Source organism: Polyangium jinanense (genome assembly GCF_028435365.1).
The window spans coordinates 738452-763943 of the sequence record NZ_JAGTJJ010000002.1 but is presented as its reverse complement, the minus strand read 5'-3'; the positions used below and the strand labels follow the sequence as shown (position 1 = coordinate 763943).

The window sequence follows — 25492 nt, the reverse complement described above, 5'->3', positions numbered from 1 at the left end:
TCACCGATCGTCATCCTCGGGGATCAACCCCTCGCGGCGCGCCCGCTCGCGGAGTGCGTCCTTGACGAGCTGAAATCGCTTCCGGAGCCGCGCGGCTTCACGCTTCAGCGCCTCGCCTTCGAGCGGCGCCTCGTCCTCGCCGCGCAGGACCTCCGCGAGCTCGAGCCACGAGAGCTGCCGATCCACGCGCAGCACGAGTAGCTCCTGGTCCTCCTCGGGCAATTCGGCGCGGAGCTCGGCGATGCGGCTCTTCACCTCGGAGCGCTCGAGCGGCGTGGTCGCGCTGCGAATCGCGGCGGCGACGCGCGACACCACGGATCCGCCGTCGAGCGGCGCCTCGCGCTGGCGCCGCCGATGCGCCTCGCGGCGATGGTAGAGGGACGTTCGTCGCGCGACGGCATACACGAACGTGCGGAGCGAAGACATCCAGGCGAAGCTCGGCAGGCTCTTCCAGAGCGCCTCGGCGAACTGCGCGAATACGTCGTCCTGCTCGCCGCGGTCCTGGTGCCGCGCCCCGAGGAACGTGTAGACCTCGGCGCCGTACGCCTTCAACGCGACGGTCGCGGCCCCCTCGAAGTCCCCGCGTTCGCAAAGGATCCTCGCCTCGGACTCCAGATCGTCGCGCTTCCGTGCCTCCATGCTCGTCCGAGGATACACCATTTTCGAGAAAACGCGACTACATTGGCACGGCCGGCAGCCACATGCGGACCGTCGTCCCCTCGCCGAGCTTGCTCGTCACGTGGAGACGTCCACCATGGTCCGTGACAAACCTTTGCGTGAGCGTGAGCCCGAGGCCCGTCCCCTGCCCCGGCGGCTTCGTGGTGAAGAAGGGGTCGAAAATGCGATCGAGGTTCTCGGCGGGAATCCCACATCCGTTGTCGCGCACCTCGATCTCCACGCCGGGCGTGGTGTCCTCCCCCCATTGCCGCGGCCGCGCGAGGACGGAGACGGCGCCGCCCTCGGAGACCGAGTCGAGCGCATTGCCGACCACGTTGAGCAGCGCCGCGTCGAGCTGCGCCATGTTCGCGTGCACCGCCGGCGGCGCCCCGGAATCCTGCGATACATCGAGACGAACCCCGCGCGCGCGCGCCTGCGCCGTGGTGAATTCGAGCACGCGGTCGAGCGCTGCCCGCACGTCGCACGGCTCCTGGCCCGTCGGATGGCCGCGTGAATAGTCGAGCAGCGTGTGCACGAGGCCCGAGCAGCGCGTCGCGTGCGATTCGATGGTGCGCAGCGACTTGCGGAGCGCGGCCTCGTCGAGGTTCGGCCCCTCTGTCGCGCCGAGCCTTCGAAGCGAGAGCTGCGCATTCATCAGGATGATGGCGAGCGGATTGTTGATCTCGTGCGAGAGGCCCGCGAGCATGGTGCCCACCGCGGCCATCTTTCCCGCCTGCACGAGCTCCTCCTGCGTCTCCGAGAGCCTCTCCAACGTCCGCGCGAGCTCGCGGTTTTTCTCGCATAGCTCCGCGTGCACACGATGCAGACGCTCGGCCGCGCGCACGCGCGCCACGAGCTCGGCCGGATCGAACGGTTTGCCCAGGTAATCGTCCGCGCCGGTATCGAGGCCCCAGGCCGCCGCGGCGTGCCCGGCCCGGGCCGTCAAGAGGATGACCGGAATATCCCGCAACGCGGAATCTTGTTTGAGCCGACGGACGAGCTCGAAGCCATCCATCTCGGGCATCATCACGTCCGACACGATGACCTCGGGCCGCCTCGCCTCCACGGCTTCGAGCACGGCGCGGCCATTCGTCACGAGCTCGACGTCGAATTCGGCGGAGAGGATATCCACCAGGTATGACCCCATGTCCGGGTTGTCCTCGGCCACGAGCACACGCGGGCGGTGCGCGTTCGTCGGGACGTACCGAGCGAACGCCACGGGCGTCGTCGGCGCGGCCGCCTCGAAATGGCCCGCGTGGGGCGCGGGCAACCGTGCATCCTTGGGCTCGGGCGCGAGCTCTGGCGCGCTGACGCGGTCGGCGGCCCACGGGAGCCTGACGAAAAATCGCGAGCCGATGCCGACCGCGCTCTCCACGAAGGCCTTCCCACCCATGAGCTCCGCGAGCTCTTTGACGAGCGAGAGCCCGACGCCCGTCCCTTCGTGCTTGCGCGTCGCCGAGGCGTCGATCTGCTGGAATCGCTGAAAAAGCAAATGTTGCTTGTCCGCCGGAATGCCCGGCCCCGTATCCTCGACCGAAAGCTCGAGCTCGGCGCCGACCTTGTGCAAACGCACCACGATGCTCCCCCCCTCCGGGGTGAACTTCAAGGCATTGCCGAGCAAGTTCAGCACGATCTTCTCGAATTTACGCCGATCGAGCGGGACCGGCTCCCGGACCAGGGCCGTGAGCGAGAGCTCGACACCGGCGCGCTCGGCCGAGGGACGCGCGGCGTCGACGATATCGGCGCAAAGCTCGGCGGCGTCGACGGCCTCCCAGTCGACCGTGAATTTGCCGGCCTCGATCTTCTGATGATCGAGGATATCGTCGACGAGGCGATGGAGCCTGCGCGCGTTGCGCTGGATGCGCTCGAGATCCGTGCGCACCCGCGGCGAGATGGGCTCGCAATCGCTCTCGCCCTTCGAAAGCAGCGACGCGAGCGGGCCCAGAATCAACGCGAGCGGCGTACGCAGCTCGTGGCTCATCACCGTGAGAAACTGCCCCTTGGCGCGGGCCGCATCGTCCGCCGCCTCTTTCGCTTTCTGGAGATCGATCTCCATCTGCTTGCGCTCGGTGATGTCCGCGTAAATGCCGAGGAGCCCCGTCACCTCGCCTTGCTCGTCGCGGAGCGGAACCTTGCTCGTGAGCAGTGTCCGATGCGATCCGTCCGTGCGGAGGACGGGCTCTTCGATATCGAGGATGGGCGTACCGCTCTCCATCACCTCGCGGTCGACCTTGACGAACCCGTCCGCGTCCTCGCGCCGGCTCCAGATGTCGTAATCGGTCTTTCCGACGAGGTTCTCCAGCGTCTTCGTGCCCGTATCATTCAAAAAATTCTGGTTTGCGCCCAGAAACCGACCCTGGCGATCTTTCCAGAAGATGGCGTGAGGGACGTTCGCGATGACGTACTTGAGCACGGCTTGTTGTTGCTCGAGGGCCTCCTGCGCGCGCTTGCGCGCCGTGATGTCCGTGGCGACGCCGAGCACGCCCGAGCTCTTGGTCTCCGGTAATTGAAGCGGCATGTATGAACCTCGTACCAGGCGCCCTGGAACTCCCCAACCGTGCGCACGCACTCCCCGGCGAGCGCTCGCCGCGCGGCCTTGGGGACCCACGGGTAATCCCGGTACACCTCGAAGACCGAGGGCGCCACGGTGACGATATGGGGGCATAATGCAGGCTCAGTATATACGGCGCCTACATCCACGTGGAGACGAACATCTCCCGTTCCGCTTGTTTTCAGGCCGCCGGACAGATTCGTCAGGAACGGACTGTGGTCGGCCCGAGCGGCCGCTTCACGGTTTCAAGAAGAACGGATTCGACGCCGCGAACGGCCGCCTCCCTGGATGCAGCGGAGCGAGATCGCCGCCGCCTTTCGCATGGAATAGCACCCAGTTCCGCGGACGCGACGGATCCAGCGTCACCGTGACCTGATTGACGAATTTTTTCGACGGACCGGCCCAGCCATCCACCGGGACCAGCGCCTCGGTCGATAGCGTCTTTCCATTCACGATCGTCTCCAGCATGCTCGCATCCACCCAGCTCGCCGCCTCGATCGTCAGCGTGAACGTCGCCATCCCGCCCGCGCCGGTCTGCACCATTTGCCCGGGTGATTCGCCGTTCGGGCCCGTCGCCGTCATGAACAGGCCGCCGCTGATCGTCGACCCGCCGCTCGCGACCGCGTCGCGCACCAGCTCTTTCGTCAGCTTCGTCGGATCGTCGTGCCCGAACGATAGGCACGTCCGCGGATACCCCACCGGGCTCGTCCGCACATGGTGGCTGTCGGAGCTCCCCACGGCCCAGACCGTCATCCCCGCCTCGAGCAGCGCGAACCAATCCGCGATCGACTCATCCCGGTTCGCCTCGAAATCGGAGTCGTTGAAGACCTCGATCGCGTCGAAATCGTCGCTCCAGAACCCGTCCCGGCCCTTGCCGGTCTTCCGATCGAGCGCCGCGGCGCTGAAATACGCGCCAAATCCGCCGCCGCTCGGGTGATTCACGATGAGCACGGGGTTGTCGGGCAACGCGCGCACCAGCGCGAAGACGTCCTTCGGGTCCTTCCCGATCCAGTCGACCGCGCCGTTGTTCGCCTTCTTCGGGTCCGGCGTCATCGGCACGACTCCGAAATGACCCCACGTGAACGTCGTGAGCTCCTCCGACGCCATGCCGAACGCCCATTGCGTGAGGCCCATGTTCTGGACCATGGGCTGGAAATCCGCGACCCACTCGTGCTCGCTCGACACGGGAATGTCGAGCCCGTCCGCGATCGCCCCCCGCAACTTGTGCTCGAACCGATCATTCGAATCCGCCGAGAACTGCGAATGAATGTGAAAATCGGCGCACATCACGCCCGTCGTGTCGACCGAATGCGCGAGGTTCGCCGGGACCTCCAGCGTCTCGCCCGCCGCGACCGTCACGTCCGTCGTGAGCAGCTCCCATTCGTAGCCGCGCGATACGATCACCGTGTGCTCGCCCGGCGGCACCGACACCGTCGCATTGCCGTCCATCGCGAAGACCTGGTGCAATCGCCCATTCGCCTCGTCGAGCACGCCGAATGCCTCGGGCGTTCCGGCGAGCGCGTCCTTCGGCACGACCTGCACGCGCACCGGCAGCGCCGCGCCCGAAGCCGTCTCCTTCGCGACCACGTGAATCGTGCCGTTCGGATCGAGCGGAATGGTCGCCGTCGCCTCGTCCGCGCCGACCCCGAAGCCCGCGTGCGGCGCATATCCTTGCTTTTGCGGCACGAGCGTCACGGGCGCGCCCGGCGGCACGTGCACCACGAACGCCCCGAACGAGTCTGTCCGCGTCCGGCTCAAATACTCGCCTTCCGGGCTCAACGCGTGCAGCCACGCGCCCACGATGCCCTTGCCCTGCGCGTCCTCGACCGTCCCCTTGATCTCGCGCCACGGCGCCTCGCCCGAGACACGCCGCACCGCCTCGCGCAGGCCGTCGTAATCGGGACCGCCCGCGATGATCTCCGCCCGATCGATCGTCTTCGCCGAGCAAGCATCCACGACGAATCCAGGGCCGTAAAAGAGGGAAAAACCACTGACCGTCAGGCCATACGCGAGCTCGTGGCCCGGAATGCGGAACGCAAAGCCGAAATCGCCGCCGTCGAAGCCCGCCCACGCGACGCGGCCCGAGGGCTCCGCAAAGCCGGACTCGGGCGTGACGAGCTGCGCGTTCGAGTAATGGAAGAAGCCGAGGAGCTCGTCCGGATCCGGCCGTTCGACGCCGAGATCGATGGGCTCGTTCGTCTTGTTGACGAGGCCCATGCGCATCGTCACGCGCTCCTCCCCCGGCCGGAGCACGTAATCGTAGGCCGCCTCGACCTCGTACGTCCGCGGGAACAGATACGAGAGCGGCCCCTGCATGAACGGGATTTTCGAGAGCTTGCCCGCGACCCGCACGATGGCCTCGCCGCCGTCCGCGCCGTCCTTCAGCACCGTGACGCTCGTCGGATCGATCATCTCGATCGAGAGCCCCGTCAGCGTCTCGTTGTACTTCGAGACCCCCGTGGGCTTCCCGTCGGCGTTCGCCTTGTCGACCGAGAGGATCTCGCCGCCGAAACGCGCATACCCATCCGAAAAATCTTTATCCTCGATGAAAACGACAATCTTGTCGTTCGCGAGGACAAAATCCCCCGGCTCGATCTGCTGCCGGCCATGCCCCGGCTGCGCGATGCCCGAAAGGTCGGTGACCCGGCCCGCGCGCGCCTGCCCCGCCGCCTTGGCGCCGAACGGATCCTTGTGCCCGTTCGGGTCGCCGGCCTCGAAGGCCAAGGCGTCGCAATTCCCGTCCGGCGGGGGCTCCTCGTCGGGGCCGCTGCACGCAGCGACGAGGGGCACCTGGACGAGCACGCAGAGAAGTGCACGGAAGGAAGGCGCGGCAAGCGAAGGACAACGCATGAGACCTCCTCGCGAGGCGGAATGCCCGACCTCAATGGATAAGTCTTACGTTTCGGTGACGGCCTTGTGAAGCCCCCAAAGACGAAGCGCAAGCCGAACGTTTGGGCTCAAAATGAAGAGAAGGGCTCCTTCAAGAACGCGATCTCCTCGTCGGTCGAGGCGCGCCCGAGGATCACGTTGCGGTGCGGGAAGCGGCCGAAGCGCTGGATGATGTCGCGATGCCGCACGGCGTAATCGAAGTACGCCGCGAAGGCGCCCCGCGCCTCCCCGGTCACGACGTCGAGGAGTTTTTCGAACCGCGCGACCGCGAGGTTCTGCACGGCAAGGTCCTCGGCGTGCTCGAGCGGCAAGTACACGAAGAGCCGCTCGATGGGCCGAAGCCGGAGATCCTCGTCCGCCGCAATCATCGCCCGCGACGTGGCGAGCGCGAGGGGATCACCCTCGAACGCGCGCGGCGTGCCGCGAAAGATGTTCCGGGTGAGTTGATCACAGACCACGAGGAGCGCGAGCCGGCCGCGCTGCGTCTCGCCCCATGAAGTGATCTCGCCGCGCAGGGCGCGCGCGACGAGATCGCCGAACGTTTCGCGCAGGAATCGATCCGTGGCGTCACTCCGAACGAACCAGAGCGCGTGCTGCCGCTTCACGATCGTGGCGTCGTCCGCATCGGGGCCGAACCACGCCGAAAGGACGTTCGAGATCTCGGCCGGGCCCCCCTCGCCGCTCATCGCGCCTTCTCTGCCGTCTTCTGCGGCGCCGTCTTGCTCGCGTCTCCTGGCACGAGCCGCACGACCCGGTGCATCAGGCCATCGACCCGCTGCAACCACGCGCGCCACTTCGTGTACTTGTCGACCGGGATCGTCGACATGTCGAACACGAGCGTGCGCTTCACGACGACCGCGCCTCCCTCGCCCGGAGAAAACTCGATCTTCGCGCGCCCGAACTCGCCGCCCGCCTCTTCGCCGCCCGGCGGCAGCTCCGCGAAGACGTAGCCCTCGGGCGGCACGATCGTGATCGCGCGTGTCTCATGCCGCGGCGCGAGGAACGGCGGCAGCACGACCGGAAGCGTGCGCGACGAGAGCGGCGCGAGCTGCGACGTGAGCGTCGCCGTGTCGCTCACCGGCACCACGAGCTCGCTCCCTTCACGCCGCGCGATGCCCTGGCTCGTCGCCTCGTACGAGAGCTTCGCCGCGCCGCCCGGCAGCGCACCGTCGAAGCCGACCTCGCCCTTGAGCTCCACGCCGGGCACCCACTTGCCCGTGAGGTACGTCTCGGCCCATTGCTTGCGCGCGTCCGGCTCGACGAGGTTCGTGCGCGCCTCGAAGGCCGCGTCGCCGACGTGCCGCTCGTTCGCGGTGAGCTTGCCGCGGCCCTGGACGTCGAGCTCGATCCGCCACTCGGCGTCGATGCCGTGATCGTCGGGCGAGCTCGCGGGCGTCTCGATCATCTTCGCGGGGCCGTCGTCGATGAAGAACGCGAGCGTGCGCGCATCCATCGCCGGCAGCGGGCCGAGGCGGCTCTGCGGGCTCGTCGCGTCGAGCCACATCGCCGGCGCGCCGTCCTTCGCGGGCAGGTACGCGATGCCGTGATCGAACATCGGCACCGCGACCTTCTCGCTGCGCAGGAGCATCGACTGCCCCGTGTAGCGCGTCTGCACGAGCACCTCGGTCGCCTCGATGCCGATCGCCTTGAGCAGCGTGATGAGCAGCATCGCCTTGTCGTCGCAGTCGCCTTGCTTGCGCGCGAGCGAGATCTGCGGGCGGTTCGGAAGCCACGCCTCCCCCGAGACGTAGTTCACGTATCTGATCGAGTCGGCGACGTAGTCGAAGACCGCGCGGATCTTCTCGTCGCGCGTCTTCTTGCCCTTCGTGAGCTCGGCCGCGAGTTCCTTGATGCGCTCGTCAGGCGTGGAAAAACCCTCGACCGCGCTCTTGTACCAGGTGCGGAAATCGCCCCAGCCCGCGAACGTCGAGCCCACGACGACCGGCACCGTCTCCGCGATCGGCGGCGCGAGTGGCTCGTCACGCACGTTCGTCGGGTTGTCCCATACGAACCGCTGGACCACGCGATCGCCGACGGTCTTCGTCTCCGCTCGATCGGCCTTGCCATTGATCACGTCGACGGCGAGCGGCGAAGCCGCGGGCGAGTCCACGATGACCTCGTTGAACAGGATCGGCCGCGTATCCATCGAGCCGACGTAGTCGATGAAGTAGAACGGTGCATCGCCGCGACGACCCACGGGATCCCGCGTCCACGAGCGCACCGCGATCTCGACGACGTCGCCCGACGAAAGCTTCGGCCAGCGCACGTACGCGCCGCGCCCGCCGCCGCCTTGCTCCTCGGGCAGCGCGATCGAGCCGTCCTTCCGGTGCACACGCGCGAAGAGCAGCTCCGTGCGATCGCCCTCGGCCGGGATGTCCGGCTCGAAGAGGTCCATCTCCGTGCGCGGCTCGACCACGATTTCCCGCGCGTAATGCATGAGCTGCGAGACGCGCCGATCCGGGTGGTACGTCACGACGCGCGTCCAGTGGAGCTGCCGATCGAAGACCTCGCCCTTCTTCGCCGGGTTCGCCTTGGCCCGCGCGAGGAAGACGCTCGGCTGCACGATCGCCTGCTCGTCGGGCATCGCCGTCTTGCCCTGCGGCATGCGCGTGCGGAGCGCGATCTCCGCCTTGCGTTGCTGATCCGTGGGCTCGAGCGCGAGCGCGCGCGAGAGCGCCTCGGTCACGCGCTCCGCCGGCTCCGACGGCGGTTTGCCCAGCCGCACCTCGTCCGCGAGCACCGCTTTGCGCGCCGCCGCGAGCCCATCGAATGCCGACGCCTTGTTCGGCGAGAGCAAGGTCGCCACGTAAAACACCTCGCGCGCCCATGCGTTCCGGCCCGCGTCGAGCAGCTGCCGCCCGATCGCCACGAGCTCGTCGGCCGATCGCTGATGCGCGAGGCTCTCGGCCGCGGCGCGCTCGAGCTCCGCGCCGCCCTGCACCCGGAACGCCGACACGTAACGGCTATCCCGCGCGCCCGCGCGCTGCTCCACGAGCTTGCGCGCCGCGACGAGCGCCGTCTGCGGATCGGCGCGTGTCACCGAGGAGAGCTCGGCCCACACGGCCGTCGGCGCGCGCCCGCGCTCCTCGCCCGTCATCGCCATCAGCTCGTCCCGATGCGCCCGGTACGCGCCCTGCGCGCCCATCTGCGAGCGCCCCGCGATCTTGAGCAGGCGCGCTTCGAGGTCCGTCGCGGTCGCGAGCGGCGCCTCGCGGACGCGCGCGAGCGCCCAGTCGGGATAACGCGCCGCGAGCGACGATTCGAAAAGCCGCCGCTGCGCGAACGCCGCCGTCGCCTCGTCGTTCGCCGCTTTGCCGCGCTCGAACGCGAGGTTCAGCCGCTCGCTCCGCTCCGCGCCGAACGGCGAGACGTACCCCGCGAGCGCGAGCACGTCGGGCGACGTGTCCTTGCCTCGGAGCGCCGCTTCGAGCAGCCCCGGCGCACGCGGCGAACGCGCGTCCTCCGCGCCCCCGAGCGTCCGCAGGATCGCCGCCCGCAGCGCTGCATCCGGACTCGGATTCGCGCCCACGTCGAGCCCCACCTCGAGCTGCGTTTTGGCCCGCGTCACGCCCTTCGGCGGCTTGATCTCCGCGGCGACCCGCGCCTCCTTCGCCGGATCCGCTTTCTGCGCTTTCCCCGGCTTCTTCTCGGCGACAACCGGCAGCGTCACGCTCGTGATGTCCGACGACGACGACACCGTGATCGCCGCGCCCGCTTCATCCGTGAACCGCAAGCGCACGCGCCCCTCGTCCGAGGTCGCGCCCGAGCAGACCTTCACCGCGACGAGATGCGGCCCGGGCGCTGGCTCGATCCGCGCGGCCAGCCGATCCAGCACGAGCCGCGGATGCACTTCCTCGCTCATCGCGACATCGGCGCCGTCCCAGAGCAGCCGCACCTTGCCCGTCGACGCGACATGCACGACCACGGGCTTCTGCGCCTGGCCCGCGGGCGGGTTCGGGAAGACGACCTTCGACGCGAGATACGTGCAGCTCTCGGCACGCGGATGCACGTAGAGATCGAGCGGAACCCCACGCCACGTCGACGACTGCGGCAGGATGCGCCGCCACGCGACGTCGTAGACGCCCCACGAGTACCGCGCCGACGTGTCGTTGAATTTCTGCCCCGGTGCCTCCGGGCCTTCCTTGTCGCGAATCCCTTCGCCCTTGTCCTGGAACGGACCGAGGATCGCAAAGGACCGCACGAGCCCACTCGTGTCGGGCGCGACGTCGTACGAAATCGTCTTCGAGGAAGCCCACGCAGGCCCCGCCGGGTTCGGCGTCAACCACGCCGCGAGCGCCCGCGCATCCCCCGCGACCGGCGACTTCGTCGTGGCCACCGAGCGCAGCGCTCCGCGCACTTTTCCGAATGTCGCGCGCTCATCCAGCGTCGTCGCCACGAGCAACCCCGCGAGCGCATCCGGCCCGCCTGCCGTCGCGCGCTGGATCCCGAGATCCACCATCGGATCCGGCTGCGCCGCCGTCCACCGCGAAGGCGCCTTCGGCAAGGACGCCTGGACGCCCTTGTTCTTGTCCTGGACGCCCTTGTCCTTGTCCTGGACGCCCTTGTCCTTGTCCTGGACGCCCTTGTTCTTGTCCTGGACGCCCTTGTCCTTGTCCTGGGCGCCCTTGTTCTTGTCCTGGACGCCTGCGGCGGGTTTCTTCGTCGTCGCGGGATCGGCCTTTTTCCCGGGCGATTGCGCGAGCGCCGTGCTCGAGACGAGCCCCAGCGTGATCACCCACGCGATGCCCCTCTTCCACGACGCCCCGGCGCGCAGACGTCGTGTTCCCTCGCCGATGGCCTGCGCGCTCGAAGACCTTTCCATGGGTACATCGATGCATAGCGCGGCACGTCGGGGGGATCGAGCCCCTCGGCCCGGTTCTTGGCCCGCCTCGCCGCGCGCCTCTACCCTCCCGCGCATGCGCCGCGTCTCTCGTTTGATCGCTGCCCTCGCGCTCGCCTTGACCGCCTCGCTCGCGCCCGCTTCGAGCGCGTTCGCGCGTGGCAAGGCCACCGTCGAGTGGACCCGCGTCGACGCCCCGGAAGGAAAAGAGGGCGACCGGATCGCCCGCACCCTGCGGGGCCTCCTCAAAGAGGCCAGCCGCAAGGCCGATTTCGGCAAATCCGGCAAGGTCGCGCTCCGCGCCAAGATCACCGAGTACGTCGTCGAGAAGAAGGGCGACGTCCTGCGCATCCGCTGCACCATCGTCGGTCGTGTCGAGGGCGGCGCCAGCGCGAAGAGTCGCATCTCCTTCGGCGGCGACCCGAACGACCCGAAGGCCCTCGAAAAGCAAGTCCTCACGATGGTCGCGCACGGCGTCACGAGCCGCCTTGCCGCGATCGCCCGCTCCCGCGCCGAAGCCGAGGAAAAGAAGAAAAAAGCGGCTCGTGAGGTCGAGGACTAGACCGCGACAGCTTTCCGAATCGCCTCTCGACCCTCGCGGCAAATTGATTTAGTCCAGGGAGTCGACATGGAATACGACCGCATGCTCGCGACGCTCTTCGAGGAAGAGGACCGCGCGCGCGAGATGGCGAGCAAGCTGATGAAGGTCTCCCAGGAGTCGCGCGAGGCGGCCTCCGCGGAGCGTCAGAGCCTCGTCGCCTTCCTCAAGGGCCCGATGGAACGGCACATGGCGTACGAGGAGCGCGCCGTCTTCCCGCAGCTCGACCGCCGCGGCCTCGGCGCCGAAGTGCAAGTCGCGCTGCGACACCACGCGATGATCCGCGAAGACGCCGAAAAGCTCGCCGCCGCGAGGCCCGGTGACGACGTGAGCCAGCTCATCTTCGATGTGGCGCGCCGCATGCTGCACCACACGAACTTCGAGGGAGATTACATCTATCCCGAGCTCACCTACGAAGCTTGGCGTGATCTCATGAAGGAGACCGCGGGGTGAACGCCGCGCTCTCGACATCTGCCCCGGGCGCCACGTACTCTGTGGGTTCCTGATGAGCCTCGAGGCAGGCCGCGTCCTCAGCACCCGCTACCGGCTGGTCCGACCCCTCGGGCAGGGCTCGCAAGGGGCCGTGTGGATCGCGGACCACCTCGCCCTCAACACGGAAGTCGCGGTCAAGCTCATCGACCCCGAGCTCGCCAAACGCGAAGACGCGGTCGAGCGCTTCAAGCGCGAAGCCACCGCCGCCGCGCAGCTCCGCTCTGCCCACGTCGTCCAGATCCTCGATCACGGCATCGACGAAGGGCAGCCCTTCATCGTGATGGAGCTGCTCGACGGCGAAGACCTCTTCGAGCGGCTCAACAAGCGCGGTCGTCTCTCGCTGCGCGAGACGTCCAAGGTGATCACGCAGGTCTGCCGCGCCCTCGCGCGCGCGCACGCCGCGGGCATCGTGCATCGCGATCTCAAGCCCGAAAACGTCTTCCTCTGCAACAACGAGGACGACGAGGTCGTGAAGGTGCTCGACTTCGGCGTCGCGAAAGTGACCGACCCGGCGAAGGCCACCATGCAGCGCACCAACGTCGGTACGCTCATCGGCACGCCGCACTACATGAGCCCCGAGCAGGTCAAGGGCATCTCCGAGATCGATTCTCGCACCGATCTCTGGGCGATCGGCGTCATCGCCTACCAGTGCGTCGTCGGCGAACTGCCCTTCGACAGCGAAGGCGTCGGCGATCTGCTCATCAAGATCTCGGTCGCCGAGCCACCCGTGCCCTCGAAGGTCTGGAAAGGCGTCCCGCCCCAGTTCGACGCGTGGTTCGCGAAGGCCTGCGACAAGGACCCGGGCAAACGCTTCCAGAGCGCGCGTGAGCTCGCCGAGGCCCTCGCCCGCGTGGTCGCCTCCGTGCCCGAAGCGATGCGCGGCGAGCTGCCGCCACGGCCCGCATCGATCCGCCCGCCGCCCGTCGCGCCCACGTCGTCGCCCGGCACACCCGCGCCCACGACCGCAAAGCCGAAGAGCTCGAAGGCCCCGGCGCTGCCTCCGCGCGCCACCGCATCCCCGGCCAAACCACCCCCGCGCGCCGAGCGCGCAAAGACGGAGCTGCTCGATCCTTCCGACGTCGAGGTCCTCGCCGACACGACGACGCGCGGCCCCGTCTCCGAGGACATCGACGACTTCGAGTTCGACTTCGACGACGAGCCGCCGGTCATCGTCTCCACGGCGCCTCCCGCCGTCGTCGCGCCAGCGCCCGCGCCCGCGCCGAAGCACGCCTCCGGCGTGCGCGCGCCGATGCCCTCGCCCGCCGCGACGCCGCTGCCCGCTGCAGCGCCCGCGCAACGCGTGAGCGCGACGCCGCCGCTCTCCGCGAACCCGTTCCTCTCCGACCTCGGCGCGCCCGTCCTTCCCGCGGGCCTGCTCGACGCGCCCCCGCCTCGTCCTTCGGCCCCAGCCCCGGAGCCCGTGCAGGCGGTGATCCCGCGGCATCCCGCGCCGATCACGGCGCCGGGCGTGGACAGCGGCGATCGGATCTCCGCGCCTCCCGAGATCGACGGCTCGCGCCGCAAGCGCGTGCTCGCGTTCGTCGGCGTGGCGTTCGTCCTGGCCGCGGGCGGCATCGCGTACGTCGTGGTCCAGTCGAACATGTTGCCGCCCGGCCCGGTCCCGGCCGCGTCGGTGCCGCCTCCGCCCGAGCCCATCGAGCCGCCGGCCGTGGTCGCCGTCCCTTCGCCCACGGCGAGCTTCGGCTCGCCGATCCCGACCACGAAGAAGCCCACGGGCAGGCCGGGCACGACCACGAAGAAGACGACGTCCCCCTCGAACACGTCCAAGACGACGGCGACGGCCAAGCAGCCCGACCCGCCGCCCGACGACGGCACGATCGTCATCCCGGATCCGCCGAGCGAAGTCCCGCCGGCGGACTGAGAGGGAAAAGGAAAAACCCCGCCACTGCTGGTCGCAGCGCGGGGTTTTTCGTTTAGAGACGCCAGAGCGTGTTCGCCGGGGCGTCCTCGTTTCTACGGATCAGGAGCCCTCTTCGAACTCCGCGTCGATGACGCCGTCCTTGCCCTTGCCACCGGCGGGCGGGGGCGGCGCGCCACCGTTGCCGGGCGGCGCACCGGCCTGCGGACCGGCCTTCTCGTACATCACGCTCGCGATGCGGTGCATCTCCTTCTCGAGCTTCTCGAGCGAGGCCTGCACGGCCGCGTCGTCCTGCTTCTCGATCGCCTGGCGCGCCTCGGCGACGATGCCGTTCAGCGCGGACACGTCGCTCTCGGGCACCTTGTCCTTGTTGTCGGCGATCGTCTTTTCGATCTGGTAGCAGAGGTTGTCGAGCTTGTTGCGCCGCTCGATCTCCTCGCGCCGACGCTTGTCCTCGGCCTCGTGCTCGGAGGCTTCGCGGACCATGCGCTGAATCTCGTCCTCCTTGAGACCGCCGGAAGCCGTGATCGTGATGCGCTGATCCTTGCCCGTCGCCATGTCCTTCGCGTGCACGCTGAGGATGCCGTTCGCGTCGATGTCGAACGTCACCTCGATCTTCGGCACGCCGCGCGGCGCCGGCATGATGCCTTCCAGGTGGAAGCGGCCCAGCGTGCGGTTGTACCGCGCCTCGGTGCGCTCGCCTTGCAGCACGTGCACCTCGACCGAGGGCTGGCTGTCGGTCGCCGTCGAGAACGTCTCCTTCTTCTGCGTCGGGATCGTCGTGTTGCGCGAGATCATCACCGTCATCACGCCGCCGAGCGTCTCGACGCCGAGCGAGAGCGGCGTGACGTCGAGCAGCACGAGGTCCTTCACGTCGCCGGAGAGCACACCCGCCTGCACCGCGGCGCCGACGGCCACGACCTCGTCCGGGTTCACGCCCTTGTGCGGCTCTTTGCCGAAGAACTTCTTCACCGTCTCCTGCACGAGCGGGATGCGCGTCGAGCCGCCGACGAGCACGACCTCGTCGATCTGCTGCGGCGTCTTCTTCGCGTCCGCGAGCGCCTTGCGCACGGGCTCCATCGTCCGCTCGATGAGCGGCCGGATCATCTGCTCGAGCTTCGCGCGGCTGAGCTGCTTCTGCAGGTGCTTCGGGCCCGACGCGTCGGCCGTGAGGAACGGCAGGTTGATCGTCGTCTCCTGCACGTTCGACAGCTCGATCTTCGCCTGCTCCGCCGCGTCCTTCAGGCGCTGCACGACCATCTTGTCGTTCGAGACGTCGATGCCCGTGTCCTTCTTGAACTCGGCGATCAGCCAATCCATCACGAGGTGGTCGACGTCGTCGCCGCCGAGGTGCGTGTCGCCGTTCGTCGAGATGACCTGCACGACGTTGTCGCCGACCTCGAGGATCGAGATGTCGAACGTGCCGCCGCCGAAGTCGTAGACCGCGATGACCTCGTCGTTCTTCTTGTCGAGACCGTACGCGAGTGCGGCCGCGGTCGGCTCGTTGACGATGCGCTTGACGTCGAGGCCGGCGATGCGGCCGGCGTCCTTCGTCGCCTGGCGCTGCGAGTCGTTGAAGTACGCGGGGACCGTGATGACCGCCTCGGTCACCTTCTCGCCGAGGTAGTCCTCCGCCGCCTTCTTCAGCTTCTGCAGGACCTTCGCCGAGACCTCCGGCGGCGAGTTCTGCTTGCCGCGGATCTCGATGATGGCGTCGCCGTTCTTGCCCTTCACGACCTTGTACGGGACGCGCTTGACCTCTTCGCTCACCTCTTCGAAGCGGCGGCCCACGAAGCGCTTGGCCGAGTAGATCGTGTTGAGGGGGTTCGTGACGGCTTGGCGCTTCGCGATCTGCCCGACGAGCACCTCGCCCTTGTCGTCGAACGCGACGACCGACGGCGTGATCCGTGAGCCCTCCTCGTTGACGATGACCTTGGGCTCCTTGCCCTCCATCACCGCGACAACGCTGTTCGTCGTGCCGAGATCGATGCCGATGATCTTGCCCATGGAACCTTTTTCCTCCGAGACGGTCGCGCACGAAGTTCGGCGCATGCGAGGCAGAGCGGCCGGGGAGAGCCTGCCTGGAAACGCTACAACCCTACGTAAATGAGCCGGAAACCTTCGAAATCCTTCTTATTTTTCGAGTCGCTCCGGCTTTGCGGGTCGCTTCGCGGTCGAAAGTAACCACACGCTCCTTCACGTCAACGGAAGCGCTGGCAGAACTCGGAAAAATCCATGCCCGAGCCCGGACGTCCTCGAAGAACCTGCCGGCTCGTGATGGCCGTCCCTTGCGATCTCTGGGAGGTGCGTGCTAAGAGGCTCGGCCCTTCTTCGGAGGAAGGACCTGCGCCATGAAGCAAGGCATCCACCCCAATTACGTCATGTCGACGATCAACTGCGCCTGCGGCTCGGTCGTCGTCACCCGTTCGACCCGCGGCAGCTTCACCACCGACATCTGCTCCGCGTGCCACCCCTTCTACACGGGCAAGGCGAAGGTCATGGACGTCGCCGGCCGCGTCGACCGCTTCCGCAAGAAGTACGCGCAGACGCAAAAGGCGACCTGATCCCGCGCGGAATTTCCCATTCCGCCGGTCTCCCCCCGTGGGGCGCCCGCTCTGCGGGGGGGCGCCTCCCACTCGGGTACTTCCCGCGCTAGAGTCTTGCCGATGAGCCAGGAAGTCGCGCGCCCGTACATCGGCGGGCAAGCCGTGATCGAGGGGGTCATGATGAGATCCCCTCGCTCGCTCTCCATCGTGTGCCGCAGACGCTCGGGCGAGCTCGTGGTCCGTGAACGGGCCGCGCCCACGCTCGCGCAAGGCCCGCGCACCTGGCCGCTCGTGCGCGGCATCGTCACCGTCGTCGAGTCTCTCAAGCTCGGCTCGCAAGCCCTGCGCTGGTCAGCCGATCTCTTCGAGCAAGACCTGGACGACGAGGACAAGCCGGCGTCGAAGAAAAAGCCGCCGACCGCGAGCAATATCCTCACGGCGCTCTCGCTCCCCATCCTCTCGCTCGTCACCTCGGGCGGAGAGGCGGCCCCGTCCACGGGGAGCAAGGGTGCGGGCGGGTTCGGGTTCATCTCGATCCTGTTCGCCGTGGGCCTGTTCGTCGCGGCACCGCAGGCCGGCGCCGAGGGCATCAACAAGCTCTTCAAGCTCGGCCTCGACGTCAGCTCGCCGGGCTTCCAGGCGCTCACGGGCGCCGCGAAGCTCCTCATCGTCGTCGGCTACATGCTGCTCATCCGGCAGGTCGCCGAGATCCGCCGCGTGTTCCAGTACCACGGCGCCGAACACAAGGCGATTTCGACCTACGAGGCCCACGAAGAGCTCACGGTCGAGAACGCGGCCAAGAAGACCACGCTCCACGCGCGTTGCGGCACCACGTTCCTCGTGATGGTCGCGCTCGTGTCGATTCTCGTCTTCTCGGCCATCGGCGCGCTCCTGCCGACGATCCCCGGCGGACGGCTCGCGCAGAGCGTGGGCTTCTTCTTCATGAAGCTGCCCTTCCTGCCGTTCATCGCCGCCATCACCTACGAGCTGCAGCGCTTCTTCGCGCGCTTCTGCACCGTGGGCCCGCTGCAGGTCCTGCTCTGGCCGGGTTTCCTCGTCCAGAAGATCACGACCGCAGAGCCCGAGCCCGCGCAGCTCGAGGTGGCGCTCGCGTCGCTCCGCGCGACGCTCTGGCGCGAAGCCGCGGCCACGAGCGCGCCCGCCGAGGTGCCCGACCGCGTCTTCCCCGATTACGGCCGACTCCTCGCAGACCCGGGTTACGTCGGCGCGCGCGTCTGAACTCGGACCTTACCCCATGTTGCCGATCACGAAGCTCGAAGCCGTGGCGCGGCGCTTCCGGGAGCTCGAGCACCTGCTCTGCTCGCCCGAGGTGCTCGCCGATCACGCGAAGCTGCAGAAGCTCAACAAGGAGCGCACGGACCTCGAGCCCGTCGTGGCGCAGTTCGCGCGCCTGAACGACGTCGAGCGTCGCATCGCGGAGGACCGCGAGGTGCTCGCCGATCCCGAGCTCGGCGAGCTCGCACGCGCCGAGCTGCCCGAGCTCGAAGCCGAGCGCGAGGTGATCACGAGCGAGCTCGAATTGCTCCTTTTGCCGAAGGATCCGAACGACGCGAAGAACACGATCGTCGAGATCCGAAGCGGCGAGGGCGGCGAGGAAGCGGCGCTCTTCGCAGCCGACGTCTTCCGCATGATCGTCCGGTACGCCGAGACGAAGCGCTGGAAGGTCGAGATCCTCAGCGTGAGCGAGGCCTCGGCGGGCGGGTACAAAGAGGTCATCGCGCTCGTCACGGGCCAGGACGTCTATTCGCACCTTCGTTACGAGGGCGGCGTGCACCGCGTGCAGCGCGTGCCCGCGACCGAAGCGCAGGGCCGGATCCACACGTCGACCGCGACCGTCGCCGTGCTGCCCGAAGCCGATGACGTCGACGTGCAGATCGACGACAAGGACCTCGACATCTCGATCGCGGCCTCCGGCGGTCCCGGCGGACAGGGCGTGAACACGACGAACAGCGCCGTGCAGATCCGCCACATCCCGACGGGCATCATCGTGAAGTGCCAGGACGAGCGCTCGCAGCTCAAGAACAAGGCGAAGGCGCTCAAGGTGCTGAAGAGCCGTCTGCTCGACATCGAGCGCAAGCGGCAAGAAGACGCGCTCAGCGCCGAGCGGCGCACGATGGTCGGCTCGGCCGAGCGATCGCAGAAGATCCGCACCTACAACTACCCGCAGAACCGCGTCACCGATCACCGCATCGGCCTCACGCTGCACAAGCTCGATCGCATCATGGACGGTGACATCGACGAGCTCATCGCCGCGCTTCGCACGCATCGCCAGGCCGAGCTCCTGAAGCAGGGCGGCTCCCAGGAGCGCCCCGCCGAGATCGAATGATCGCGCGGCCCGACCTCGAGGCGCTGCTCGTCGCGCTCGTGCTCGTCCCGGGGACGTACTCGCGCAATCGCTTCTTCGCGCTCTACACCGACCCCGAGGCGGCCCGCGTCCGCCGTCGCGCCAAGCTCCTCCGCAGCGTCATCGCCGAGGTCACGCAGAACGATCCCGCGCGCCGCGGGCACATCGTCGCGATCGACGAACAGAAGGACGGCGGCGCGACATTTACGTATGTCGTCCCGTCGCTGAACCTGCGCCGCACGACGACGCTCTCCGAGCTCGAGCTCTCGATCGTGCGTTACGCCCTGGCGTGCCGCGCGGGTTCGATCGCGCCGGCGACGCCGCCGGACGAGAAGGCGTTCGCGCCGCTCGGCGAGGACGATCCGGTGCGGGCGCGCATCGAGGACACCCTGCGCAAGCTCGCGCCGGACCTCGCCGCGCTCACGTCGAGCGGCGCGCTCGCCACGGACGAGGCCTGTGACCTCGACGAACCGTGTGATCCGGACGAACGTGACGAGCCCACGGAAGCTTGTGCGCCTTCCCCCGCGCCTTCCGGTCTTTCTTCTTTACCCGAGGGGGCGACCGAGCGATAACGCGAGCTTCGTGCATCCGGGGAGGACGAGATGTGCATCTTCTGCAAGATCGCGAAGAAAGAGATCCCGGCGAAGCTCGTGCTCGAGGACGATGACCTCGTAGCGTTCCACGACATCAACGCGCAGGCGCCGATCCACGTCCTCGTGATTCCCAAGCAGCACATCACGGGGATCGGCGAGGTGACCGACGAACACGTCACGGTGCTCGGCAAGCTGCTCGTCGCAGCGCGTCGCATCGCCGAGGACGCGGGGCTTTCGCAATCGGGTTTCCGCGTGGTCGTCAATCACGGCCAGCACGCGGGTCAGACCGTGCATCACCTCCACGTGCACGTGCTCGGCGGAAGGCCGCTCGCGTGGCCGCCGGGCTGATCGAGGCGAGGGACACGATGCGAAACGTTTTCTTGCTGGGTTGCGCGGTCGCGTCGGCCGCGCTCGTGGGCTGCGGCGACGAGAGCAACGGCGCGCCGGCGCCGGATTACATCAGGAAGACGATCGAGCTCGTCGAGCACGCCGACAACGAGACGGTCACGCACACGGACGTGGCGATGATGGATTCGGTCGGCGACATCCTCACGTTCGCGAACCCGGTGTTCGACAAGGCGAATGCAAACCAGGTCGCGACGGACCAGGGGTATTGCATTCGCACCGAGGTCGGGAAGTCCTGGGAGTGCGAGTGGACGATGTTCCTCGCCGACGGTCAGATCTCGGTCGCCGGGCCGTTCTTCGACACGGAGGAGTCCGTGCTCGCAATCACCGGCGGCACGGGCATCTACGCGCAGGCGAGCGGCGAGATGTACCTCGGCTTCCGGGACGTGGCGCCGCCGAAGGTCGAATACGATTTCGTGTATCACGTGATCGTCCCGTATTGAGGGACGTCCCCGTCAATCGACGCGCGAGGCGGCCCCGGCCATTCGGTCGATCCAGGCCGCCTCGGTCGCGCCGAGCGGCGGATTGCGTTCGAGGCGCGCTTCGAGCGGGCGCGGGCGGGTGAGCGGATCTTTGGAATGCGCTCGCAAATGCGCCGAGCGAATCACGCCAGCGCGGCCGTTCATGCCGAAGAAGAGCGCGAAGAGGTCGGGACCGACGGCGCGGCGTGGTGAGGGGCGCACCTCGAATTCGGCGCCGGAACGCAGGCGCGCGGTGAAGCCGGCGACGAGGTGATCGGCCGGATCGAGCCACGGATCGGGCGCGCCGGGGGCGCCACGCGCGAGCCAAGCATCGACGGTCGTCCCAGCGAGGTCGGGCGCGCCGCTGCCGAGTCCGAGCGTGAGGCCCGACCGAGAGAGAAACGTCTCCACCTCGGCGAGCGTGGCCTCGCCGCTCGCATGCACGAGGAGCGAGGCGCGGTCGAGCGTGGGGCTCTGAGGCGGCGGCGGGACGGGGCGACGCTCGGGCGGGTCGCGTGGCAAGAGGTTGCCGGGGTTCATGATGCCGCGCGGGTCGAGGACGTGCCGGAGGGCGTGCACGACGTCGATGCCGCGCCCGAGCTCGGCCCCGAGCCGCGGCGCCTTGCTGCGGCCCACGCCGTGGTGGTGCGAGAGCGTGCCGCCCGCGCCGATCGCCGCGTCGAGCGCGGTGCGCCAGGTCCAATCGTAGACGGATTCCATCGCGGCGGGCGTGGGCGCGCTGCCGGCGAACGTGAAATAGATGCTGCAGCCGTCCGGATAGGCGTGCGAGAGGTGCGCCATGACAAACACGTTCTTGCCGAGCGCCTCGCGCACAGAGCGGTAAAGCTCGCCGAGGCGCGACCACGGAGCCGCAACCTCCATCGTGTCGCTGAAGGCGCCCGCCATGAAGACCGGCGATTGCCGATAACTCACGCTGTATCGATGCGAGAGCCAATGCCGGGCCGGCCCCTCGCCGAGGTCACGCGCGCCGCTCGAGAGCGCGATCTGCCTCGCCCGCACGAGATCCGCCTCGCTCTGCGCGGCCTGCCCCTCGAAGACCAGGATCAACGTGGCGCCGCCGAGCCAATCCGACGGCGCCGCATCGACGATTCGATTGAGCACGCCCGGACGGCGCAGGATCCGCCGCAGGACAGCCGCGCCAAACCCGGCGCCCTCGCCCCGTTCTTCGAGCGTCTTTTTCGGCCCGGCATGTTTGCGCCGGCGCACCGAACCGAGGCGGGCGATGAACGAATCGAACACGTCGTACAGGCGCGCGACCGCGGGGCGGATCCCGCTCTGGAACATCTGCCGCATCGCCTCCCAGCCGGCCTCGACCGTCGGGAACGAGAAGGCGCCGAACGCGCGCGCCGCGGGCGCTGGGTGGAGCCTGAGCCGCGCGGAGGTGACCACGCCGAGCACGCCCTCGCTGCCGATGATCAGCGGCGTCGCGTCGGGCCCGTGGAGGCGGCGATCGAATCGGACGATCTCGCCCTCGCCGACCACACATTCGAGCGAGGCGACCATGTCCTCGATCTTGCCGTAAAGCCCGGAGCATTGCCCCGCGCTGCGAGCAGCGACCCAGCCGCCGACGGTCGAGCAGAGAATGGACGAAGGAAAATGCCCGAGCGTATGGCCCGCGGCATTGAGATCCTCTTCCAGCCGGATCCCCAGCGCGCCGGCCTCGACGTCGAGCACGCCCGCCTCCGCGTCGAGCCGTCGGACGCGGTCCATGCGCTTCAGGTCGAGGACGACCGTGCGTTCGTCCGGTAAAACACCGCCGCACACGCCCGAGCCCGCGCCGAACGGGACGAGCGGGATGCCTTCCTTCGCGCAGAAGCGGACGACGGAGGCGACGTCCTCCGTGTTGTTTGGCCAGACGACCACGCCGGGCCGGTGGTCGGCGATGCGGCCGTCGGAGACGGCGAGGTGGTGGCGTGGCCAGAGATCGCGCGCGTAGGCGATTCGATCGACCGGCGAGGCCGAGACCGTGAGGTTCGGCAGGGCCTGACCGAGCGCCGCTTCGAGGTTCACTTGCGCTCGGCCACGATGACGAGCCGCGGCGACTCCGAGCCGAAAAAGACGCCCGGATGCGCGGGGTGGCCGGTGACCTCGACGACCTTGAAATCGGCGTCGTGCATCATCTTGCCGATCTCGTGCAAGGCGTAGAGGCGGATCGAATAGTCGATTTCACGCGAACGGCCGTCGTCGAACATGGCCGTGCGCTTGACCTTGAGGCGGCTCGTGAAGAAATCGACCTGCATCTCATCCATGCACACGCAGCCGTCGCCCTCGAACCAGACGAGGCTCGGCTGGCGAGGGACCACGTAATCACGGTTGATGATGTCGAGCACGAGGATGCCGCCGATGCGCAAGGCGCGGTGCATGCGGCGGAGGACGTCGAGGTTTTTCTCGTCGTCGAAATAACCGAAGCTCGTCGACCAGCAATACAGGCCGTCGAAGACCTGGTCGAACGCCATCTCCCGCATGTCGCCCTGCAGGAAATTGAGTTTTTGTGCGCGGCCCTGGGCCTCGTCGGCCGCGAGCGCGAGCATGTTGAGCGAGAGGTCGTAGCCGACGACGCCATACCCGCGGCTCGCGAGCTCGACAGCGTGCTGGCCCGTGCCGCAGGCGAGGTCGAGGATCGTCGCGCCTTTCTCCAGACCAAGGCACGCCTCGATGAAATCGGCCTCGCGACGGATCACCTTGGACTCGGTGCGATCCATCGTGCGGATCATGTCGTCGTCGAAGAGGTCCTCCCACCAGGGGCGCTGACGACGGCGGCTCGGCTCAGGAAGGCTGGGCGGCTTGGATGACGCAGCCGCAGGCGGCGGGGTCGCCTGCGCGGCCGGCGGCGGGGGCGGGGCCTTGGGCGGCGGGAGCGAGGTCGACGTGGTCGGCACGACGCCCGGGTCGGGGACCGTCGGCGCCTGACGCCTCGGCGGCGGCGGCGGGGGCGGCGGCTTCTTCGGCGCGGACGCCTGCTGCGCGTCCGCCAGAGATGCCTTTCGCTCGCCCTCCGAGACACGCTCGGGCTCGATCTCCTCGAACGCCTCGACCTCGTCCGCCCTGGCCTCCTCGGCGACGGCGGAAACGAGGTCCTCGTCCGCCTCCTCCTCGGCCACCTCGACCACGAGCTCGGGCGCCGATTCGAGCGACTTCGCCCGCGGAGCCGCCTCGAGCTTCTCGATCGGCGTGACCGGCGTGTCCATCGCGGGTCGGGGCGGGGCCGCGGGCGGCGGCGCGAACGCCACGGTCTGCGCCTGCTCGGCCGCGAACTGCGCGGTGAGGACCGCGACCTCGGGCGGACGCGGCGTCCAGCCCTCCTCGACGAGCTCCTCTCCGGGGAGCTTGGCCGGCGGGACCCACGAGCCCCGCGGCTTCGACGTCGTCGCCTCGGCCGCGGGCATCGCGGGCGGCGGCTCCGAATAGACCTTGACGGGCGGAAGATCCTCACCGACCGAGAGGATCCGCATCGGCTGGATGACCTCGGCGCTCGCATCCGGCGAAGCGGGGAGCGGCTCGGGCGGCGCGGCTTCGGCCACGGGCTCCGGTGCCGGCGTCGCCGTGTCGTCCGGCAGGACGATCTGCCCCTCGGACGCGGGCATCGTGTCGTCCTCGGTCCTCACCGCGCGGCGCGAGCGACGGCGCGGCAGCGGCGGGGGCGCGGCGCGCTCCGGCTCGACGGCGGCGGCGGCCGGCGTCTCCGTGGGCGTCTCGATCTGGGGCACCGCGGGCGCGGGGGGCACCGCGGGCACGGGGGCCGCTGCGGGCGGGTTCGACGCGCGGGGCGGCGGGACGTTGGTGTTCGGGCGCGGCGGCGGGGACGAGGCGCTCGCGGGCACGCGCGAGGGGCGCGGCGGCGCCGGGACGCTGCCTCCCGGGCGGGGCGGAAGGGGACGAGGCGGCGCCCCGTCCACGCTCCCCACGGCACCGGCGACGTCCGGGACGCCGGGAGGGGGCCCGTCGATCCCGTTCGAGGTTTGCGTCGCCGTGGAATCTTCAATCCCGCGGGGAGGTGTCTCGTTCATCGGCTGTCGGCTCCGTGCAGAGACTCGCCCATCCGGATCGGACCGCCCTGGATCCCCCAGGGACGGGCCTTGCCCGGCTCGACGAAGAGAACGGCGGTCGAGCCGAGATGGAACATGCCGATCTCGTCCCCGCGCTTGACGGCGTACCCCGGCGCGATCGTGTGCTCGCCGTACGGCACGTCGCGCGCCTCGATCCCGCTCACCGTGATACGACCGACGATCATCGCGGCCACCATCACCACGGTGATGCGCCCGTGCGCCTCCGTGTCGATGCAGATCGCGACGCGGCGGTTCACCGAGAAGAGCTTCGGCACGTGCATCTCGCCGATCGAGTTCACGGGGAAGTACTCGCCGGGGAACGAGCGCACGAGCGAGATGGTGCCGCCGGCGGGGGCGTGCACGCGGTGGTAGTCGCGCGGGCTCAGGTAGACGATCGCGAACTGACCGCCCTCGTAGCGGCGCGCGTCTTCGGCGTCGCCGACGAGGTCGAGGGCGGAGTAGTCCTTGCCCTTCACCCGGAAGACGCCGTCTCGTTCGATGAGCCCGAACGAGTCGATGCGCCCGTCGGCTGGGCTGAGGAGGGCCCCCTCGTCGGGGCAGAGGGGTCTGGCGCCGTCATGCAAGGGGCGCGTGAAGAAGGCGTCGAAGCACGAGAAGCCCCCTTCGGGGCACACGGCTTCGGCCATGTCGACGCGATAGGCGCGGGCGTAGATCCCGACCACCGCGGACGTGACCGCTTGGGGTAACGGGAGGTCGCAGAGACGGCCTACGGCACGGGTGATGCGCTCCCGCGGGAGCGCACGCAGGATCTGGGCGGCAGCGTACGTGGCGATCATCGTAGAGATCGGAAAAAGTCGGCCTGGCGGAGCTTAGGCACCGGGCGGGATTAGGGTCAACGGCGGAGCGCGACCGCGGAATCGGTTTTCACGGGGTTTCACTCGTACGACCCTGCTGCCCGACGCACGGATGGGTGCGCCTGGACGGTTGGGTCGTGAGGCGTGTGTGTGTTCGGACCAACATGACGGCCCCGCACCCCCTCGTCAACGTGGACGGGCGCCCGCCTTTGGGGTGCCGCGCATGGGGCGATCCGTTTCGGCGCGGCGCCGCTCGGTCTTGGTGCAGTGCCGGCGAGGCTTCCTCGCGATCTGCGGGAAAAGGGCGGGATTTCGCGTCGGCACGGCCTTCGCA

The 25492-nt window shown here is 68.7% G+C and carries 18 protein-coding genes; 9 read left to right on the top strand and 9 right to left on the bottom strand.

Translation table 11 applies throughout. From position 1 onward, the window contains the following. The 5 genes from KEG57_RS08165 to KEG57_RS08145 form a co-directional block, all read right to left on the bottom strand. Positions 1 to 639 carry an RNA polymerase sigma factor gene (locus tag KEG57_RS08165; protein ID WP_272417493.1) on the bottom strand — a complete coding sequence of 213 codons (639 nt, stop codon included), beginning with the start codon at positions 637 to 639 and terminating at the stop codon, positions 1 to 3. Positions 640 to 676: 37 nt separating this feature from the next. Beyond that, the gene (locus tag KEG57_RS08160) at positions 677 to 3175 is read right to left on the bottom strand and encodes an ATP-binding protein (RefSeq protein WP_272417492.1); all 2499 of its coding nucleotides are present in this window, start codon (positions 3173 to 3175) and stop codon (positions 677 to 679) included. A 270-nt stretch (positions 3176 to 3445) separates the two neighbouring features. Continuing rightward, positions 3446 to 6058, bottom strand: coding sequence for a CehA/McbA family metallohydrolase (locus KEG57_RS08155; protein ID WP_272417491.1), 2613 nt, complete (start codon positions 6056 to 6058; stop codon positions 3446 to 3448). 107 nt (positions 6059 to 6165) lie between these two features. Continuing rightward, positions 6166 to 6783, bottom strand: coding sequence for a DUF924 family protein (locus KEG57_RS08150; RefSeq protein WP_272417490.1), 618 nt, complete (start codon positions 6781 to 6783; stop codon positions 6166 to 6168). Continuing rightward, positions 6780 to 10919 (bottom strand): transglutaminase-like domain-containing protein, encoded by a 4140-nt coding sequence (locus KEG57_RS08145; protein ID WP_272417489.1) that lies wholly within the window; start codon positions 10917 to 10919, stop codon positions 6780 to 6782. Before KEG57_RS08145 ends, KEG57_RS08150 begins: the two co-directional genes overlap by 4 nt. A gap of 94 nt (positions 10920 to 11013) precedes the next feature. Here KEG57_RS08145 and KEG57_RS08140 point away from each other — a divergent pair, with 94 nt between their 5' ends. The 3 genes from KEG57_RS08140 to KEG57_RS08130 all read left to right on the top strand — a co-directional run bounded on the left by KEG57_RS08140 (position 11014) and on the right by KEG57_RS08130 (position 13909). After that, positions 11014 to 11499, top strand: coding sequence for a hypothetical protein (locus tag KEG57_RS08140; protein WP_272417488.1), 486 nt, complete (start codon positions 11014 to 11016; stop codon positions 11497 to 11499). A 66-nt stretch (positions 11500 to 11565) separates the two neighbouring features. Further along, the gene (locus tag KEG57_RS08135; protein ID WP_153820869.1) at positions 11566 to 11988 is read left to right on the top strand and encodes a hemerythrin domain-containing protein; all 423 of its coding nucleotides are present in this window, start codon (positions 11566 to 11568) and stop codon (positions 11986 to 11988) included. 52 nt (positions 11989 to 12040) lie between these two features. Continuing rightward, positions 12041 to 13909 (top strand): serine/threonine-protein kinase, encoded by a 1869-nt coding sequence (locus KEG57_RS08130; RefSeq protein ID WP_272417487.1) that lies wholly within the window; start codon positions 12041 to 12043, stop codon positions 13907 to 13909. Positions 13910 to 14008: 99 nt separating this feature from the next. Here the strand turns inward: KEG57_RS08130 and dnaK are convergent, their stop codons facing one another. Then, a complete protein-coding gene (dnaK, locus tag KEG57_RS08125; RefSeq protein ID WP_272417486.1) occupies positions 14009 to 15913 on the bottom strand; it encodes a molecular chaperone DnaK in 1905 nt (634 codons plus the stop codon). 344 nt (positions 15914 to 16257) lie between these two features. Between dnaK and rpmE the strand changes: the two genes are divergently transcribed. The 6 genes from rpmE to KEG57_RS08095 all read left to right on the top strand — a co-directional run bounded on the left by rpmE (position 16258) and on the right by KEG57_RS08095 (position 20258). After that, a complete protein-coding gene (gene rpmE, locus KEG57_RS08120) occupies positions 16258 to 16470 on the top strand; it encodes a 50S ribosomal protein L31 (RefSeq protein WP_136927255.1) in 213 nt (70 codons plus the stop codon). Between the two features lie 102 nt (positions 16471 to 16572). After that, the gene (locus tag KEG57_RS08115) at positions 16573 to 17691 is read left to right on the top strand and encodes a DUF1385 domain-containing protein (protein ID WP_272417485.1); all 1119 of its coding nucleotides are present in this window, start codon (positions 16573 to 16575) and stop codon (positions 17689 to 17691) included. Between the two features lie 16 nt (positions 17692 to 17707). After that, positions 17708 to 18799 (top strand): peptide chain release factor 1, encoded by a 1092-nt coding sequence (gene prfA / locus KEG57_RS08110; RefSeq protein ID WP_272417484.1) that lies wholly within the window; start codon positions 17708 to 17710, stop codon positions 18797 to 18799. Further along, a complete protein-coding gene (locus tag KEG57_RS08105) occupies positions 18796 to 19389 on the top strand; it encodes a hypothetical protein (protein WP_272417483.1) in 594 nt (197 codons plus the stop codon). Before prfA ends, KEG57_RS08105 begins: the two co-directional genes overlap by 4 nt. Positions 19390 to 19419: 30 nt before the next feature. Continuing rightward, complete coding sequence (locus KEG57_RS08100) at positions 19420 to 19758, top strand: histidine triad nucleotide-binding protein (RefSeq protein WP_272417481.1); 339 nt, start codon at positions 19420 to 19422, stop codon at positions 19756 to 19758. 17 nt (positions 19759 to 19775) lie between these two features. Beyond that, entirely contained in the window at positions 19776 to 20258 is a 483-nt protein-coding gene (locus tag KEG57_RS08095) for an allene oxide cyclase family protein (RefSeq protein ID WP_272417480.1), read from the top strand. A 12-nt stretch (positions 20259 to 20270) separates the two neighbouring features. Here KEG57_RS08095 and KEG57_RS08090 read toward each other — a convergent pair whose 3' ends face one another. The 3 genes from KEG57_RS08090 to asd are packed head-to-tail and all read right to left on the bottom strand — an operon-like array spanning position 20271 to position 25140. Then, positions 20271 to 22307: an FAD-binding oxidoreductase gene (locus tag KEG57_RS08090; protein ID WP_272417479.1), complete on the bottom strand. Its 2037-nt coding sequence runs from the start codon at positions 22305 to 22307 to the stop codon at positions 20271 to 20273. After that, positions 22304 to 24304, bottom strand: a complete 2001-nt coding sequence (locus tag KEG57_RS08085; RefSeq protein ID WP_272417478.1) for a class I SAM-dependent methyltransferase — start codon at positions 24302 to 24304, stop codon at positions 22304 to 22306. Before KEG57_RS08085 ends, KEG57_RS08090 begins: the two co-directional genes overlap by 4 nt. Then, positions 24301 to 25140, bottom strand: coding sequence for an archaetidylserine decarboxylase (gene asd / locus KEG57_RS08080; protein WP_272417477.1), 840 nt, complete (start codon positions 25138 to 25140; stop codon positions 24301 to 24303). The genes KEG57_RS08085 and asd overlap by 4 nt, the downstream gene beginning before the upstream one ends. Between the last annotated feature and the right edge of the window lie 352 nt (positions 25141 to 25492).

Coding starts and splice junctions, on each gene's coding strand:
- KEG57_RS08165 (WP_272417493.1), bottom strand. CDS start 639: ATGGAGGCACGGAAGCGCGACGATCTGGAGTCCGAGGCGAGGATCCTT.
- KEG57_RS08160 (WP_272417492.1), bottom strand. CDS start 3,175: ATGCCGCTTCAATTACCGGAGACCAAGAGCTCGGGCGTGCTCGGCGTC.
- KEG57_RS08155 (WP_272417491.1), bottom strand. CDS start 6,058: ATGCGTTGTCCTTCGCTTGCCGCGCCTTCCTTCCGTGCACTTCTCTGC.
- KEG57_RS08150 (WP_272417490.1), bottom strand. CDS start 6,783: ATGAGCGGCGAGGGGGGCCCGGCCGAGATCTCGAACGTCCTTTCGGCG.
- KEG57_RS08145 (WP_272417489.1), bottom strand. CDS start 10,919: ATGGAAAGGTCTTCGAGCGCGCAGGCCATCGGCGAGGGAACACGACGT.
- KEG57_RS08140 (WP_272417488.1), top strand. CDS start 11,014: ATGCGCCGCGTCTCTCGTTTGATCGCTGCCCTCGCGCTCGCCTTGACC.
- KEG57_RS08135 (WP_153820869.1), top strand. CDS start 11,566: ATGGAATACGACCGCATGCTCGCGACGCTCTTCGAGGAAGAGGACCGC.
- KEG57_RS08130 (WP_272417487.1), top strand. CDS start 12,041: ATGAGCCTCGAGGCAGGCCGCGTCCTCAGCACCCGCTACCGGCTGGTC.
- dnaK (WP_272417486.1), bottom strand. CDS start 15,913: ATGGGCAAGATCATCGGCATCGATCTCGGCACGACGAACAGCGTTGTC.
- rpmE (WP_136927255.1), top strand. CDS start 16,258: ATGAAGCAAGGCATCCACCCCAATTACGTCATGTCGACGATCAACTGC.
- KEG57_RS08115 (WP_272417485.1), top strand. CDS start 16,573: ATGAGCCAGGAAGTCGCGCGCCCGTACATCGGCGGGCAAGCCGTGATC.
- prfA (WP_272417484.1), top strand. CDS start 17,708: ATGTTGCCGATCACGAAGCTCGAAGCCGTGGCGCGGCGCTTCCGGGAG.
- KEG57_RS08105 (WP_272417483.1), top strand. CDS start 18,796: ATGATCGCGCGGCCCGACCTCGAGGCGCTGCTCGTCGCGCTCGTGCTC.
- KEG57_RS08100 (WP_272417481.1), top strand. CDS start 19,420: ATGTGCATCTTCTGCAAGATCGCGAAGAAAGAGATCCCGGCGAAGCTC.
- KEG57_RS08095 (WP_272417480.1), top strand. CDS start 19,776: ATGCGAAACGTTTTCTTGCTGGGTTGCGCGGTCGCGTCGGCCGCGCTC.
- KEG57_RS08085 (WP_272417478.1), bottom strand. CDS start 24,304: ATGAACGAGACACCTCCCCGCGGGATTGAAGATTCCACGGCGACGCAA.
- asd (WP_272417477.1), bottom strand. CDS start 25,140: ATGATCGCCACGTACGCTGCCGCCCAGATCCTGCGTGCGCTCCCGCGG.